The organism is Sulfitobacter sp. OXR-159, from assembly GCF_034377145.1.
Taxonomy (GTDB): domain Bacteria; phylum Pseudomonadota; class Alphaproteobacteria; order Rhodobacterales; family Rhodobacteraceae; genus Sulfitobacter.
In genome coordinates this window covers 3,467,634-3,483,714 of record NZ_CP139707.1, presented here as the reverse complement: position 1 = coordinate 3,483,714, position 16,081 = coordinate 3,467,634, and the positions used below count along the sequence as shown (strand labels likewise).

At 60.8% G+C, this 16,081-nt stretch carries 16 protein-coding genes; 8 read left to right on the top strand and 8 right to left on the bottom strand.

Annotated elements, in window-relative coordinates; all coding sequences use genetic code 11:
- Positions 1-98 precede the first annotated feature (98 nt).
- The 7 genes from T8A63_RS17840 to T8A63_RS17810 all read left to right on the top strand — a co-directional run bounded on the left by T8A63_RS17840 (position 99) and on the right by T8A63_RS17810 (position 7,376).
- The gene (locus tag T8A63_RS17840; protein ID WP_322344602.1) at positions 99-689 is read left to right on the top strand and encodes an XRE family transcriptional regulator; all 591 of its coding nucleotides are present in this window, start codon (positions 99-101) and stop codon (positions 687-689) included.
- Positions 690-753: 64 nt separating this feature from the next.
- A complete protein-coding gene (locus T8A63_RS17835; protein ID WP_322344601.1) occupies positions 754-2,346 on the top strand; it encodes an ABC transporter substrate-binding protein in 1,593 nt (530 codons plus the stop codon).
- Between the two features lie 77 nt (positions 2,347-2,423).
- Complete coding sequence (locus T8A63_RS17830) at positions 2,424-3,533, top strand: Xaa-Pro peptidase family protein (RefSeq protein WP_322344600.1); 1,110 nt, start codon at positions 2,424-2,426, stop codon at positions 3,531-3,533.
- A complete protein-coding gene (locus T8A63_RS17825; protein WP_067626363.1) occupies positions 3,527-4,534 on the top strand; it encodes an ABC transporter permease subunit in 1,008 nt (335 codons plus the stop codon). The genes T8A63_RS17830 and T8A63_RS17825 overlap by 7 nt, the downstream gene beginning before the upstream one ends.
- On the top strand, positions 4,534-5,439 hold the full coding sequence (locus tag T8A63_RS17820; RefSeq protein WP_067938852.1) for an ABC transporter permease subunit: 906 nt from the start codon (positions 4,534-4,536) through the stop codon (positions 5,437-5,439). Before T8A63_RS17825 ends, T8A63_RS17820 begins: the two co-directional genes overlap by 1 nt.
- 3 nt (positions 5,440-5,442) lie before the next feature.
- The gene (locus T8A63_RS17815) at positions 5,443-6,420 is read left to right on the top strand and encodes an ABC transporter ATP-binding protein (protein WP_322344599.1); all 978 of its coding nucleotides are present in this window, start codon (positions 5,443-5,445) and stop codon (positions 6,418-6,420) included.
- Entirely contained in the window at positions 6,417-7,376 is a 960-nt protein-coding gene (locus T8A63_RS17810; protein WP_093927504.1) for an ABC transporter ATP-binding protein, read from the top strand. Before T8A63_RS17815 ends, T8A63_RS17810 begins: the two co-directional genes overlap by 4 nt.
- A 15-nt stretch (positions 7,377-7,391) precedes the next feature.
- On the opposite strand, the gene doeB is transcribed toward T8A63_RS17810, so the two are convergent.
- From doeB to T8A63_RS17770, 8 genes are all read right to left on the bottom strand, one after another.
- Positions 7,392-8,381, bottom strand: coding sequence for a N(2)-acetyl-L-2,4-diaminobutanoate deacetylase DoeB (gene doeB, locus T8A63_RS17805; RefSeq protein WP_322344598.1), 990 nt, complete (start codon positions 8,379-8,381; stop codon positions 7,392-7,394).
- Positions 8,378-9,559 (bottom strand): ectoine hydrolase DoeA, encoded by a 1,182-nt coding sequence (doeA, locus tag T8A63_RS17800; RefSeq protein WP_067938832.1) that lies wholly within the window; start codon positions 9,557-9,559, stop codon positions 8,378-8,380. The genes doeB and doeA overlap by 4 nt, the downstream gene beginning before the upstream one ends.
- Before the next feature lie 60 nt (positions 9,560-9,619).
- Complete coding sequence (locus tag T8A63_RS17795; protein ID WP_167360229.1) at positions 9,620-10,411, bottom strand: aspartate/glutamate racemase family protein; 792 nt, start codon at positions 10,409-10,411, stop codon at positions 9,620-9,622.
- Positions 10,412-10,428: 17 nt separating this feature from the next.
- On the bottom strand, positions 10,429-10,869 hold the full coding sequence (locus tag T8A63_RS17790; protein ID WP_093927501.1) for a universal stress protein: 441 nt from the start codon (positions 10,867-10,869) through the stop codon (positions 10,429-10,431).
- Between the two features lie 12 nt (positions 10,870-10,881).
- Entirely contained in the window at positions 10,882-12,168 is a 1,287-nt protein-coding gene (locus T8A63_RS17785; protein WP_300050424.1) for a TRAP transporter large permease, read from the bottom strand.
- Positions 12,169-12,171: 3 nt separating this feature from the next.
- A complete protein-coding gene (locus tag T8A63_RS17780; protein WP_206054276.1) occupies positions 12,172-12,810 on the bottom strand; it encodes a TRAP transporter small permease in 639 nt (212 codons plus the stop codon).
- A gap of 76 nt (positions 12,811-12,886) precedes the next feature.
- On the bottom strand, positions 12,887-13,897 hold the full coding sequence (gene dctP, locus T8A63_RS17775; RefSeq protein WP_067626378.1) for a TRAP transporter substrate-binding protein DctP: 1,011 nt from the start codon (positions 13,895-13,897) through the stop codon (positions 12,887-12,889).
- A gap of 137 nt (positions 13,898-14,034) precedes the next feature.
- Positions 14,035-15,411, bottom strand: a complete 1,377-nt coding sequence (locus T8A63_RS17770; protein ID WP_322344597.1) for a PLP-dependent aminotransferase family protein — start codon at positions 15,409-15,411, stop codon at positions 14,035-14,037.
- Positions 15,412-15,475: 64 nt separating this feature from the next.
- On the opposite strand from T8A63_RS17770, the gene T8A63_RS17765 reads away from it, so the two are divergent.
- Positions 15,476-15,967, top strand: a complete 492-nt coding sequence (locus T8A63_RS17765; RefSeq protein ID WP_067626389.1) for an Lrp/AsnC family transcriptional regulator — start codon at positions 15,476-15,478, stop codon at positions 15,965-15,967.
- Positions 15,968-16,081: the final 114 nt, after the last annotated feature.

The following is a 16,081-nucleotide window of genomic DNA, read 5'->3' as shown; positions in this document are numbered from 1 at the left end:
GAAAAGGCTGCGCCCGGCGCAAGATCGGGCCGCTGTTCACGGGGAGGGTGAATTTGCCGACTGCCAATGGCGACAGTGTATCCACGCTTGGCGCACGTATGCGCAAGCAACGTCATCGTTTGTCCCTGACCTTGCAGCAGTTGGGCGAAGCCTCTGGCGTGTCGGTCGGTTATCTGAGCCAAGTTGAGCGGGGCCGGGCCACGCCGTCGCTGGGCACCCTGTCGCAGATTGCCGTCGCGCTTCAGGTCGAAGTCGGCTTTTTCATCCATACCCCCAAGACCCAAGACAGCCTGACCCGCGCGGATGAGCGTCCACGCTTTGCCGTGTCGGGGTCTTCCATCGAATATGAGAAGATCGGCGCGGATTTTCCCGGCCATGAGCTGTCCTCCTACATCATGAACGTGCCACCGGGCTATGCCTCCGAGGAGGTCGTGCATGAGGGCGAAGAGGTGATCTATATCCTTGAAGGTGAGATCGCGCAGGTCGTCGATGGGGGGGAGCATATCATGCGGCCCGGCGACAGCCTGCATTACCTCGGCAGCAGCCCGCATTCATGGTCTAACAAAACTGACAAGCCCGCCCGCGTCCTTTGGGTGGGCCGGATGCAATACGAACAGGCCGCTGGCGCCAACAGAATACGTCCGAATGAAGGGGCATTAGCCACCGCATTCGCGTCGTCTCGCCACTAAGGGCGTATCACCTGCGGCGGACAAACCGCTGCCAAAAAACAAACCAATCAGGAGAGTGAATATTATGTCTTTTACAACGAAATTGGCCACCGGCGCCATGCTGGCGGCACTGGGTGCCACAGCCGCATCGGCCCAAGCGCTGGTCTATTGCTCCGAAGGCTCGCCCGAGGGTTTTGACCCCGCGCTTTACACCGCTGGCACCACCTTCGACGCCTCCAGCCACCCGATCTACAACCGTCTGGCCGAGTTCAAAGTCGGCACGACCGAAGTCATCCCCGCGCTGGCTGAAAGCTGGGAAGTCAGCGAAGACGGCATGAAGGTCACCTTCAAGCTGCGCGAAGGGGTGAAGTTCCACTCCAACGACCAGTTCACGCCGACACGCGATTTCAACGCTGACGACGTGATCTTCAGCTTTGACCGTCAGGGCAACGAAGAAAACCCCTATCACACCGTTTCCGGCGGCACATGGGAATACTACGGCGGCATGTCCATGCCCGACCTGATCGAGAGCATCGAAAAGGTCGACGATTACACCGTGGCCTTCAACCTGACCCGCCCCGAAGCGCCTTTCATCGCCAACATGGCCATGGATTTCGCCTCAATCGTATCGAAAGAATATGCCGACGCGATGATGGAAGCTGGCACACCCGAAATGGTGAACCAAGCGCCCATCGGCACAGGCCCGTTCCAGTTCCAAGCCTACCAGAAAGACGCGGTCATCCGTTACCTGCGGAACGACGAATACTGGGGCGATCCGGCCAAAGTCGAAAGCCTGATCTTCGCGATCACGCCTGACGCTTCGGTCCGCTACCAAAAGGTGCAGGCGGGTGAGTGCCACGTGACGGCATATCCGAACCCTGCCGATGTTCAGGCGATGAAAGACGCCGAAGACATCGTCGTGATGGAGCAAGAAGGTCTGAACGTCGGCTATCTGGCTTACAACACGCAGGTCGCGCCCTTCGACAACGCCGATGTCCGCAAGGCGCTGAACATGGCGATCGACAAGCAGGCGATCATCGACGTGGTGTTCCAGGGCTCCGGCGAAATCGCCAAGAACCCGCTGCCGCCGACCATGTGGTCCTACAACGACGCCGTCGAAGACGACAACTATGACCCCGAGGCCGCCAAGGCGATGCTCGAGGAAGCTGGCGTCACCGACCTGTCCATGAAGATCTGGGCGATGCCGGTTCAGCGTCCCTACAACCCCAACGCCCGCCGTATGGCCGAGCTGATGCAGGAAGACTTCTCCAAAGTTGGCGTCGATGTTGAAATCGTCTCCTACGAATGGGGTGAGTATCTTGAGCGCTCCAAGTCGAAAGACCGTGATGGCGCAGTGCTGCTGGGTTGGACCGGTGACAACGGCGACCCAGACAACTTCCTCGCGGTTCTGCTGGGCTGTGACGGTGTCGAGAAATCCAACCGCGCCCAGTGGTGCAACGAGGAATTCGACGCGCTGATCCAGAAAGCCAAGGTTCTGCCGACCCAAGAAGAGCGTGCGCCGCTGTACGAAGAAGCGCAGCAGATCTTCAAGGATCAAGCCCCTTGGGCCACCATCGCGCATTCGGTTGTCTACATGACCATGCGCCCGGAAGTTGAAAACTATGTCGTTCACCCGCTGGGTGGCCACATCTTCAACCAAGTTGGCCTGAAGCAGTAACCCTGCCGCTTTGACCAAAGGGGGCGGCATTCGTGCCGTCCCCATTTTGTTAACTCCTACCGCCGGGAAACTCTCCATTGTCCACTTCACTGAATAATCGCCTGTCGGCCTATGCCGACATCGCCGCCGAACTATCGGTGGATGCCGTGGCGTTGGTGCCCGGCCCGAATTTTACCCGCGTTGTCGACCATGCCTTCATGAGCCACGAGCGCCCCTTTGTGTTGGTCATCCCCGCCCGCGGCGAGGCCGCTGCGCTGGTGCCGAACCTAGAGTTGGGCAGTTGGGAGTTGGTCGGCTTTGAGGGCGCCGTTTTCGATTGGCGCGACCAGACCGGATATGACGACGCCTTTGCCGCGCTGACGCAGCATCTGAAAATCACCTCGCTGGCTGTTGAGGGCCAAGTCATGCGCGTCTTCGTGCATCACGCGCTGAAAAAGGCGCAGCCGGATTTGCGGATCATTGACGCCGAGCGCGAAATCTCCGCGCCGCGTATGATTAAGTCCAAGGGCGAGATCGCCGCCCTGCAAGAGGCCATCGACATTTCTGAACGGGCCCTGCGCGCCACACTGGATTCTGTGAAGCTCGGCCAGACCGAAAAAGAGATCGAACAAAAGCTGGTGCAAATGGTCTTTGCCGAAGGGGCTGATGATCTGTCCTTTGCGCCCATCGTCGCGGCTGGAGACGGCTCGGCCCGGCCCCATGCCAAGGCGCGCGAGGATTACCGTGTCAAAGCGGGCGATGCGCTGCTGATCGACTTTGGCGCGCGCAAACACGGCTTTGCCGCTGACATCACCCGCACCGTGTTCCTTGGCCATGTCAGCGACGAGGGGCGTAAGGTCTATGACACTGTGCTCCGCGCCAACCTTGCCGGGCTCGACGCCACCCGCGCTGGCGTCACCGCGCATGAGATCGACGATGTGGTGACCGGCGTGCTCGAAGCCTCGCCCTATGCCGACCGCATCCGCACCAAGACCGGCCACGGCCTTGGCCGCGATGTGCATGAAGCGCCCTATATCATGCGCGGCAACCATATGACTTTACCCGCCGGAACGGTGTACACCAATGAACCCGGCCTCTATGCGATCGGCAACTTTGGCGTGCGCATCGAAGATGACGTGCTGATCACCGAAGATGGCTACAAATCCCTGACCAACTTTCCGAAGGAACTGATGGTGCTCCCGTGCTGAAATATGTCTTGTCGCGCCTTGCGACCTTCATCCCGACCTTTATCGGCGTCACGCTGATTTCATTTGCCTTCATCCGCATGCTGCCGGGCGACCCGATCGTCGTCATGGCGGGCGAACGGGGCATTTCCGAAGAACGCTACTTGGAACTACAGCAGCAGTTCGGCTTTGACAGGCCGATCTATGTGCAGTTCTGGGACTACTTCACCGGCGTTCTACAAGGCGATCTGGGCAACTCTTTCGTGACCAAACGGCCTGTCTGGGATGAGTTCTTCTCGCTCTTCCCAGCGACGTTGGAACTGTCGGTCTGCGCGATGATCTTTGCGGTGGCCTTGGGCCTGCCGGCAGGGGTGATTGCTGCGGTGAACCGGGGCAAGTTCTTTGACCGGGCGCTGATGTCCACGGCACTCGTGGGCTATTCGATGCCGATCTTCTGGTGGGCGCTGCTGCTGATCATCGTCTTTTCGGGCAATTTAGGCTGGACGCCAGTCTCGGGCCGGATTGATCTGCTTTATTACTTCCCCAATGCCACGGGCTTCATGCTGATCGACAGTATTGCCTCGGGGCAGGACGGAGCGTTTACCTCGGCACTGCGGCACCTGCTGCTGCCGACCATCGTGCTGGGCACCATCCCACTGGCGGTGATCGCGCGCCAAACCCGCTCGGCCATGCTCGAAGTGCTGGGCGAAGACTACATCCGCACCGCGCGGGCCAAGGGCATGTCCCCGGGGCGGATCAACGGCATCCACGCCCTGCGCAACGCGCTTATCCCCGTCATCACCGTGATCGGCCTGTCGGTCGGCACGCTGCTGGCGGGCGCCATTCTGACCGAGACGATCTTTAGCTGGCCGGGCATCGGCAAGTGGATGGTCGACAGCATTTTCCGCCGCGACTACCCGGTGGTGCAGGGTGGCCTGCTGCTGATCGCCGTCATGGTCATGGTCGTGAACCTCACCGTTGACATGCTCTATGGCATCATCAACCCCAAGATCAGGAAACGCTAATGGACGACGCACTCTCTGCCGAAGCCGAAATGGTCCACGCGCGCCCCGGACGCCTGCGCGAATTCTGGTTCTATTTCCGCGAAAACCGTGGGGCCGTGATTGGTCTGTGGATCTTTGCCGTCTTCGCCTTTCTGGCGCTGTTCGGTCCTTGGATCGCCCCGCATGACGCGACCCAGCAGTTCCGCGCAGCCACGCTGCAGCCGCCTGTCTGGCAGGACGGCGGCACGTGGAGCCATATCCTCGGCACCGACCCGCTCGGTCGCGATATGCTGTCGCGTCTGATTGTTGGTGCGCGCTACTCCTTCTTCGTTGGCATCGTGGTGGTCTCCATCGCCGCCTCTGGCGGGATCATCATCGGGTTGATCTCGGGGTTCGCGCCCAAGTGGCTCGACACGATCATCATGCGGATCATGGACATCATCCTTGCCTTCCCGTCGCTGCTGCTGGCACTGGTGCTGGTTGCCATCCTTGGGCCATCGCTGACCAATGCGATGATCGCCATCGCCATCGTGTTGCAGCCGCATTACGTGCGTCTGACCCGGGCGAGCGTGCTCTCGGAGCGGCAGAAGGACTACGTGACCTCGGCCCGTGTTGTCGGTGCTGGCACGCTGCGGCTGATGGTCGTGACCGTGCTGCCGAACTGCCTTGCGCCGATCATCGTGCAGGCCGCGCTGTCGTTTTCGACCGCGATCCTTGATGCCGCCGCGCTTGGCTTCCTCGGCATGGGGGCGCAGCCGCCCACACCCGAATGGGGCACCATGCTTGCCGAAGCGCGCGAGTTCATTCTGCGGGCGTGGTGGGTCGTGACCTTCCCCGGCCTTGCGATCCTCGTCACCGTGTTGGCGATCAACCTCATGGGTGACGGGCTGCGCGACGCCCTTGACCCGAAACTAAAGCGGAGCTGATTGATGTCTCTTCTGCGTATCCGCAACCTCTCGGTCGATTTCGCCACCGCCTCGGGCAAGTTCCGCGCCGTGGACTCGGTTGACCAAGATGTCGACACCGGCGAGATCCTCGCCATTGTCGGCGAAAGTGGCTCGGGCAAGTCGGTGTCGATGTTGGCACTGATGGGCCTGTTGCCTTGGACCGCCACCGTCACCGCCGATGAGCTGACCTTCGACGGTCATGACCTGCTGAAAATGGACAAGCGCGCCCGGCGCAAGATTGTCGGCAATGACCTTGCGATGATCTTTCAAGAGCCGATGTCCTCGCTCAACCCCTGCTTCCCAGTGGGCTGGCAGATCAAAGAATCCCTGCGCTTTCACCTTGGCCTGAACCGGGCCGAGCGGCACAAGCGGGCGATTGAACTCTTTGAGCAGGTCGGCATCCCGGACCCGGAAAAGCGCCTTTCCGTCTTCCCGCACCAGATGTCGGGCGGGATGAACCAGCGCGTGATGATCGCCATGGCGATTGCCTGCAAGCCCAAGCTGCTGATCGCGGATGAGCCGACAACCGCGCTCGACGTGACCATTCAGGCGCAGATCCTCGACCTGCTGACCTCGCTGCGCGAAGAGACCGGCATGGGGCTGGTGCTGATCACCCATGACATGGGCGTGGTGGCCGAAACCGCCGAGCGTGTCTCGGTGCAATATGCCGGTCAGAAGATCGAAGAGCAGCAGGTGCTGCCGCTCTTCCGCGAGCCGCATCACCCTTATACGGCGGCGCTCTTGGATGCGCTGCCAGAGCGTGCCACAGAGAAACGCCTGCCGACAATCCCCGGCGTGGTGCCGGGCCAGTTCGATCGCCCTGCCGGGTGCCTGTTCTCCCCGCGCTGCAAGTTCGCCAACGACAAATGCCGCGCCGAGAACCCGCCACCGCTGAGCGAAGACCTCGGCAAGGCGCGCTGTTTCTATCCGCTCAACACCGATGAAAGGGTCGCGTCATGACTGCCCCCGTAATGACCGCCGACGCGCTAGAGCGTCACTATCAGGTTGGTGGCGGCTTCCTACGCAAGACGCAGACATTGAAGGCTGTTGCGGGCCTCGATTTCCAACTGCACCCCGGCAAGACGCTGGCTGTGGTGGGCGAAAGCGGCTGTGGCAAATCCACACTGGCGCGGATGGTCACGATGATCGAAGAGCCGACCGCAGGCTCCCTCACACTCGACGGCAAACAGGTGCGCCCCGAGGATTGGGCCGACCTGCGCCAGCATGTGCAGATCGTGTTCCAAGACCCCTACGGCTCCCTAAACCCGCGCCAACAGATCGGCACGATCCTGCAAGAGCCGCTGGTGATCAACCGCAAGGACATGTCCAAGAAGCAGCGCGAGGAAAAGGCGCGCGAAATGCTGCGTCTGGTTGGCCTGCGGCCCGAGCATTACGACCGCTACCCGCATATGTTCTCAGGCGGTCAGCGCCAGCGGATTGCGGTGGCGCGGGCGTTGATGCTGGACCCGAAGGTGCTGGTGCTGGACGAGCCTGTCTCGGCTTTGGATCTGTCGATCCAGTCGGCGATCCTGAACCTCTTGGTGGATCTTCAGGAAAAGATGCAGCTGGCCTATCTCTTCATCAGCCATGACCTGTCAGTGGTGCGCCACGTCGCCGACGATGTGATCGTCATGTATCTGGGCCGCGCGGTTGAGAAGGGGCCGAAGGACGAAGTCTTTGAGAACCCGCGCCATCCCTATACGGCGGCGCTGCTTTCCGCGACTCCACGCGCCGACCCCGAAGGCGGCAAGGAGCGCATCAAGCTGCAAGGCGAACTGCCCTCCCCACTGGCGATCCCCGAGGGCTGCCCCTTTGCGCCGCGTTGCTGGAAGGTGCAGGACGTCTGCCGGAAAGAGCGCCCCGTGCTTGAGGGGGCACCGCATCCGGCAGCCTGCTACTTCCCCGTCGACGAATGAGGCGTTGCAGGTGGTTCAGACCACCTGCGCCACCACGCCGATACAATCGCCCATCTTGACCAGCCCCGGCACATGCCGGGCGGTCAGGATGCCGCTCAGCTGCGCATGGGCGGTGATTGCGGGCTGACCGCTACGGTCGCTGGGCCAGAGCCGCGCAATGGCTTGGCCTTCGGTCACTTCATCCCCCAGATCGACCAGCGGCTCTAGCAACGCATTCGTCTCGCTAAAGGTGAAGCAGCGCCCATCGGGCATGTCGAGCATCACGGTCTCTGCCATCTCGGGCTCGCCAGTCAAAATCCCTGAATGGATCAACAGATTGCGCGCGCCTTTGCGGGCGACGGCGACGCTTTTGGCGGTCGACGTGCCCGCGCCGCCGAGTTCGGTGGTGACGAAGACTTTGCCCTGTTCCTCCACTTCCGTGTCGAACATGCCGCGGTTGTCGATCTCTAGCATCTTCATGGAATAGGGGGCGTTGAAGGCCTCCATCGCGGCCATGCAGGCGGCCTCCTGTTTCTTGTCGGGCAGGATATGCGCGGCGGCGAAGGGCAGGAAATCCAGCGTGCGCCCGCCTGAGTGGTAATCCAGCACGATATCGGCCAGCGGCACCAGTTCGGTCGCGATGTAATGCGCGATCTTCTGGGTCACCGTGCCGCCCGGGTTGCCGGGAAAGCTGCGGTTCATATTGCCGCCGTCGATGGGCGAGCAGCGGCGGCCAGCGGCAAAGGCGGGTTGGTTCATCATCGGCAGGATGATGACGCGGCCCTTGATCTGCGCCGGATCCAGCGTGGCCGCCAGTTCCTGCAACGCAATCGGCCCTTCGTATTCGTCGCCGTGGTTGCCGCCTGTCAGCAGCGCCGTGGGGCCGTCGCCGCCATGGATAACAGTGATCGGCACCATGACAGAGCCCCAGGCACTGTCATCGCGGCTGTAGGGCAGGCGCAGGAAGCCGTGATGCGCGCCGGGTTTGTCGAGCGGGATGGTCGGGGTGATGGGATTGCTGGTCATGCGGAAACAAACAACTTTCGCGGTGTGGTGCAGAAACATTCATGGCCGGTCTCGGTGATGCGGATCGGCTCGGTGATCTCAAGCCCGCCGTCGTCGAGCCAGAGCGCGGGCATAAAGTGGAAAGTCATGCCCGGCTCTAGGATCGTCGTGTCGCCGCGGCGGAAAGAGATCGTGCGCTCGCCCCAGTCGGGCGGGTAGCTGATGCCGATGGCATAGCCGCAGCGGCTGTCCTTCTCAAACCCCGCCTTGTTGAGCGTTTTGTTGAAAGCATTGGCGATATCCTCGGCCTTGTTGCCGGGTTTGGCCTGTTCGAGCCCGGCGTCGATGGCATCCAGCACGGCGCTTTCTGCGTCGCGGTATTTTTGCGGGACATCGCCAAAGAACAGCGTGCGCGACTGCGGGCATTGGTAGCGCCGGTGTGCGCCTGCGATCTCAAAGAACGTCGCCTCGTTGGGCTGCATGGGCCGGTCGTCCCACGTCAGATGCGGGGCGGTGGCGTCCATGCCCGATGGGGCCATGGGCACGATGGCCGGATAGTCGCCCCAGAACCCCTGAGCGCCGCGAATGCCAGTGGCATAGATCTCGGCCACCAAATCGTTCTTGCGCATCCCCGGCACGGCGACTTCGAGGATGCGAACGTGCATTTCCTCCACGATCCGCGCAGCGCGTTCCATGTATTCGATCTCGCGCTCGGATTTGACCGCGCGTTCCCAGTTCACCAGCGCCGTGGCATCCATAAAGGTCGCCTTGGGCAGCTTGGTTTTCAGCGTGTCATGGGCGCGGGCGGAGTAATAGTAGTTGTCCATCTCAACGCCGATGCGCGCGTTCTCCAACCCCATTTCGCTCAGTAGGGCCGAGAGGTCTTCCATCGGGTGTTTTTCGGGGTTCTGCACGTAGCTGTCATCGTAGCCGCGGATGCAGTCATCCTCCATGAAGACGGTGCGTCGTGCGCCAAGCGCGTCCATGCCGCGGCCCCACCAGACGGGCTCACCTTCATGGGTCACGATCACCGCTTGGTAGACATAGAACGACCAACCGTCATAGCCCGACAGCCAAGACATGTTCGACGGGTCGCTGACCACGATCGCATCCATGTTGCGCGCGGCCATGGTCTTGCGCGTTCGGTCGACCCGGCGCTGGTACTCGCTGTTGGTAAAATTCGCCTCATACGTGGTCATAGGCCAGCCCCTTTCATGTCTGGTTACCCGAATATTGTGATCCGGCCAGAGGGGCCGGGATCACGGAATGATGCCCTGTGCATGGACGTTTGGCATGTCGCAGTCGAACAGACGGCCATAGCCATCGGGACGGCCTGACAGCCCGCCCATCCGTTGCAATGCCCAGCACAGCGCTTGGTTGGAGGTCACGACCGGCTTGCCCAAAGCGGCTTCGATCCGGTCGATCACGTCGACACCGCGCAAAGACGTGCAGGAGAGGAAAAATGCCTCTACTTCCGCTCCGTCCAGTGCTTTGGCGCCGTTGATGATGCTTTCGTCGTCGATCCGCGCCATGTCGCGGTCGTCTTCCAACCCGAATGCGCCGTTGCGCATGACCTGTAGGCCTTGTTCCTCGAAATAGGCGGCGAGGGGGGCGGCGGTTTCAGGTAAATAGGGGGTGAGCATTGCCACACGTTTCACGCCAAGTGCTGCAAAACCCGCGATAGCGGCAGAGGCGGGGGTGATGACCGGCACGCCGGGGAGCCCTTCGCCGATGGCCTCGCGTACCGCAGGATTACCGATGGCGACAGAGGCCGAGGTGCAGCAAAAGGCGATGGCCGAAAGCTTGATCCCCGGCACCAGCAGCGCCGCTGTGCGGGCCATATCGGGGGTCATGGCGCGCAGGCGCTCGGGGGTGGTGGGGTTCTCAAACGCGATCCGCGCCACATGCAATGCGGCCTGCGCGGGGTCGATCAACCGTGCGGCGTCACGCTCAAAGGTCATGTCGGTCGACAGCAGCATCGCGCCAAGGCGCACGGGATCATCTTCACGCAAACGGCAGTCAAGCGTTTCGCTTTGCACAGGGGGTGTCACCTGAATATTCCTTTGATCTAGACGACAAGCACAGGGCATTTCGCAAGCCCCGTGACTTTGTGTGACACCGATCCCAGCAGATAGCTATCGCCTGTCGCCCCCAACCCGCGAGAGCCGATGACGATAAGATCGGCATCATGTTTCTTGGCGAATTCGGTCACCGCCCGCGCCGGTCGGCCCGAGCGCACGAAAGCGCGTACATTCTCGACGCCTGCGTCTTTCATCAACTGTTTGCCGTGGCTGATGATCTCGGTCGCATGGGCCTGCATCGCATCGTCGATATTGCCCGGATCGTTCACCCGCACCATCGACAGCGACGCCTCCAGCATCGAATGATGCCGGTAGATCGTCAGCAGCGTCACCTTTGCCCCGGTCAGATTGGCTATCTCTGCCGCCTTCATCAATGCGCGGTCGGCATTGACCGAGCCGTCATAGGGGGCGAGGATATGGGTGAACATGACGCTCTCCTCTTATTTCGCAAAAGCCAGATCGCGCAGGAACAGGGCGATCTGTGGGAAGAAGATCAGGGCAACCGAGACGCTCAGCAACATGATGATGAAAGGCGGGGTGCCGCGGATGACCTCCATATAGGGCCGTTTGAAGACCGCGATGGCAGTGAAGATGTCACACCCGAAGGGCGGCGTGGCCGAGCCGATGGCGACTTGCAGCGTGATGACCGTGCCGACCAGCACCGGATCAAGGCCAACCGAGTCGACCACCGGCGCAAAGATCGGCACGAAGACGAGGATCACCACGATCGGGTCCACGAACATACAGCCGATAAAGAAGGCGATGGAGATCACAAAGAGCACCCCAATCGGCCCCATGCTGTCGATCCCGATGCCCGCCAAAACCGCCTGCGGGATTTGCGCAAAAGAGATCACCCAAGAAAAGGCCGCGCCCGCCGCAACAAGGATGAAGACCACGGCGGTGATAAGCCCGGTGGATTTCGCCGTCTCATAGATGCCCGCAAAGTCGATCTCACGAAAGACGATCATCTCAAGAAATATGGCGTAAAGCACACAGGCCGCCGCCGCTTCGGTCGGAGAGAAAACACCGCCGTAGATGCCGCCGATGATGATCGCCGGGAAGCCCAGCGGCCAAAGCGCTTGTTGTACCGCGCGGGCACGCTCGCCCCATGTGGCTTTCTCTTCGGTGGGGACGTTGTGGCGGTAGGCGTAGATCACCGAATAGACCGAAAACAGCGCGAGGATCAGCAGGCCCGGCCCGATGCCCGCGATGAAGAGTTCTGCAATGGATGTGTTCGAGACGACGCCGTAGATGATCATCCCGATGGAGGGCGGGATCAGGAAGGCGATGTCGGAGGAGTTCACGATCAGCGCCAGTACAAAGCTGTCTTTGTACCCGGCCTTGAGCATCCGGGGCCGCAGGGGGGAGCCCACTGCAACCACTGTGGCCTGCGTAGAGCCTGAGACCGCGCCGAACATGGTACAGGCCGCAGCCGTGGCAACCGCCAGACCGCCCTTCATGTGACCCACGAAGGACATCACCATATCAATCAGCCGCCCGGCGGACTGGCCGCGCGTCATGATATCGGCGGCAAAGATGAACATCGGCACGGCGATCAGCGAGGCGGGCCGGACGCCAGCCATCATCTGCTGCACCATCGTCTCTAGCTGGCCGAAACCGCCGAAGAGGGAATAGAAGCCAACAAACGCGCCGACGATCAGGGGGATCATCATGGGAAAGCCCAGCAGCAGCAGGACGACCATGATGGAGAAAATGGTAGCAGCCATCGCTTAGACCTCCCGCTCGTTGTCGTCGTAGCCTTCCAGCACGCTGGTCGACAGGTAAATGTCAGGCTCGATAATGTTTTTGATGGCGGTTAGCAGGTATTGCAGCCCCGTCATGAAAAAGCCGAAGGGCACCCAGACCAGCGTCCACCAGACCGGCACTTGCAGCGCAGGCAACAGGCGGCCACGCCCGGCTTGGGTCATGATATATTGCAGCGCGTACCACGCGAGGCCGAACATGAAGACGGCGGTGACAAAGGCGATGAAGATCATCAGCACCTTGCGGGGGCGCGGGGGCAGGGCGTCGAAAATCGCAGACATGCGGATATGCCGCCCATGCCGCGCGGCATAGGAAATGCCCGCGAAAGTGATGAGAATGATCAGGATGCTGTTCAATTCTTCGGAAAAGAAGATCGAGCTTTGAAAGACGAAACGACCTACCACATTGGCAATCGTATTGGCCGCCATCAGCAACACACCAGCGGCGAGCATCACAGACTCAAGCCAGCTGATCGCGTTGTCGATTGTGCCCAGCGGGCCGGGTAGGGTGGATTTGTAGGTGCCAACGGGGGCGTCATCAGTGCCGGTGGTGTCTGTCTGCGATTGCAGTTGCGAACTGTGGTTGTCTTCCGTCACCGGCGTCATCCCGTGAATGGTTCAAAATGGATCGCGTCAAAATAAGGTCACCCCCCGGACAGTGCCGGAGGGTGAAAGGATGCGTTTACTTAACGGCTTCGAGGTCGGCCTTGAATTGCTCAAGGATCTCTTTGCCGCTGTCGCCTGTCATCTCGATAAAGGCTTCTTCGACCGATGCAGCCTTGTCTTTGAAGGGCTGGCGCTCTTCTTCGGACAGGATGTTGATCTGCATGTCGGGCTTCGCCGCTGCGATGTTTTCCAGCGACTTTTCCTGCAGGCCGGACTGGTATTCGAGGATATAGTCGAATGCGGCGTCGGATGCGTTTTCCACGACCTCTTTGTCCTCATCGGACAGACCGTCATAGAAATCCTTGTTGGCCATCACAGCGGTGGTGAAGTTGTTGTGGCCGATGCAGGTGATGACGTCTGTCACCTCGTACATCTTGGTGGATTCCAGATAGAAGCCGGGGTTTTCCTGACCTTGGATGATACCGGTCTGCATCGCGCCATAGACTTCGCCCCATGGCAGCGGTGTTGGCGTGGCACCAAAGGCTTTGTAGCTTTCCACCAAGAGCGGATTGGTCATCACGCGGAACTTAACCTCGTTGAGGTCTTCAGGCGTTTTGACCGGCTCTTGCGTGGTCATGCAGACCTCGCCTTCGGGGAACATTCTGAGCAGTTCCAGACCTTGCTCTGCATAGAGCGCGGGGAACATCTCGTTGATGGCCTTGGAGGTGCGGAAAAACTCGTTGAGTTGCTCACCGTCCTGCGGCAGCAGGTAAGGCACGAAGAAGACCTGCGCCTCGGGGATCAACGCGCCGGTAAAGCCGGGCGACTGGTCGACGAACTGCAGGATGCCAGCCTGTGCCTGCTCCATCGTGTCTACGGATTCACCCAAGGTGCCGTATGGGAAGAGCTGAACTTCGTGGTCGGAGTTCGCTTCGACTTCTTCTTTGAACTTCTGGGCGTATTTGCCCTGCACTTCGTCGAGTGCTTCTTCGAAGGCATAGCGCCATGTGTCGGCAGAGGCCGCGCCTGCGACACTCGTCACGGCTGCGAGGATACCCCCGGTGATTACGGTCTTGAAAATAGCCATGTTACTCCCTTTCATTTATTGTCCGCGCAGCACAAAGGCCGCAGCGAAACTAATGTCCTGACTGTTAGATCATTTAAACCGATCCCAATCATGTCAATGTGAATATTGATCCATGACAATTTGAGACGCTCTCACAGTCACTCTGTCCTACCCCTGTTGCGTAATCTTGCATCGATCATGCGAATCCCGCGGGCAAATTCAGGAAAGGATTGCCCCCCGACGGCGATACGCAGGCCGGGGTGGCGGTCTGGCGGGCCGATGGCGAAACTGGCTCCATTGGCCACGGCGACGCCGCTCTCGCGGATGGATTTGACCAGTTCAGCCTCTTCGTAGATGTCACGACATGGCAACCAAAGATGCAGCCCGTTTGGACTGGTGCGCATGTCGAGCCCGCGAAAGACGTTGGCGGCAAAATCGGCGCGGTCGCGCAGGGCCAGTTGCTGACGGTTGAGCAGGGTTTGGGCGGTGCCTTCCTCGATCCAGCGCCCGGCGATCTCGGTCATCATATTGGTGGCCATCCAACTGGTCACCATATGCCGGTTGGCCGCCGAGGCCCCAAGGTGGTCCGGCACCACCAGATAACCGACCCGCAGCCCCGGCATCAGGCATTTGGTGAGGCTGGTGAAATAGAGCACACGTTCTGGCGCCATGGCTGCCATCGGCGGTGGCGGCGCGTCTTGCAGCGGCCCCCATGATTGGTTTTCGATGATTAGCAGGTCATGGCGTCTTGCCACCTCGATCACCGCGGCGCGGCGGCTTTCGGTCATGGTAAAGGCCAGCGGATTGGCCCCGTTGGGGATCAGGTAGACGGCTTTGACAGGCTCTTTCGCGCAGACCCGCTCCAGCGCGTCGGGGCAGATGCCACCTGCGTCGACGCTTACTCCTTGCAGGCGGATGCCCAAAAAGCGGGCGAGGGGGCGCAGGGTGTGGTGGCCGATGTCTTCGCTAACAATCAGATCACCGGGCTGGGCCGCCGTCATCATCGCCACGGTCATCGCGCTGGTGCTGCCATTGGTCGGGATCACTGCCATACCCTGCAGATCCAACCCACAGAGCGAGAGCCAGCGCCGCACCGCGCTGCTGCTGTCTCCGGCGCGGAGGTCTTGGCGAAACCCGCCCATCATCGCGCGGGGCAAGGAGCGTGCCAATGCGCGGAGCGTCTTTTGCATTGCCTCTTCATGGGCGTGATCCAGCACGGGTTTTAGGATCGACATATCCAGCAACCGTCCAGCGGCCTTGCGGCTGACGAAGGGCATGGAGATATCATCGCTCGCCGCACGCACAAAGGTGCCGCGCCCCACCTCTCCGACGATCTTGCCCGCCTCAACCAGCTTGTCATAGGCGCGGCTGACCGTTTGCACGCTAAGCGACAGATCGAACGCCAGTTGGCGCTGCGTTGGCATCCGGTCTCCGGGTTTGAGCACACCGTTCTGAATCGCCGTTTCAATCGTCTGAACGAGTGAACGGTAGGCAGGTCGGGTCAGGGATCCGGGGTCTGGGCGCCATTTTGTCATGATCTGGATGATCACCACAATCATGACAATTGACAAGTCTGACCTGCGCTCTCATGAAACTGGCATGAGCTTTGTCAAACTGGATAAACGCGATATCGCGGTGCTGTCGATCCTCTCTCGCGAGGGGCGCATCGCCAAATCTGCGCTTGCCGACAAGGTTCATCTTAGTCCCACCGCTTGCGGCGAACGGCTCGCGCGGCTGGAGGCTGCGGGCATCATTACCGGCTATCAGGCCCATATCGCCCTGCGCCGCATCGCCCCGCATGTCACCGTCTTTGTGCAGGCCGAACTGGGCAATCATCGTGCCGAGGCGTTTCAACGCTTCGAAGCCGTAATCGCGCAGCATGATGAGATCGTCCAGTGCTGGGCCTTGGGCGGCGGCTTTGACTATCTGCTACAGGTCGTCACCCGCGACATCGACAGTTACCAACGTCTGATGGATGCGCTGCTGGATCAGCAGGCCGGGCTGACGCGCTATTTCACCTATGTGGTCACCAAATCGGTCAAATCGGCGCCGCTGCCGCTGTCGCTGCTCTTGCCCGAAGACGAAAGCTGAGCCGCCGTAGTTTTTGCGGCGGGCAGGGGGCCGCGCCGCAAAACCTCCTGCCGATGGTGTGATATTCGGTCAAACCCGCGCCACATCCTGCGTTACCTTCGGGGCAATTCATCC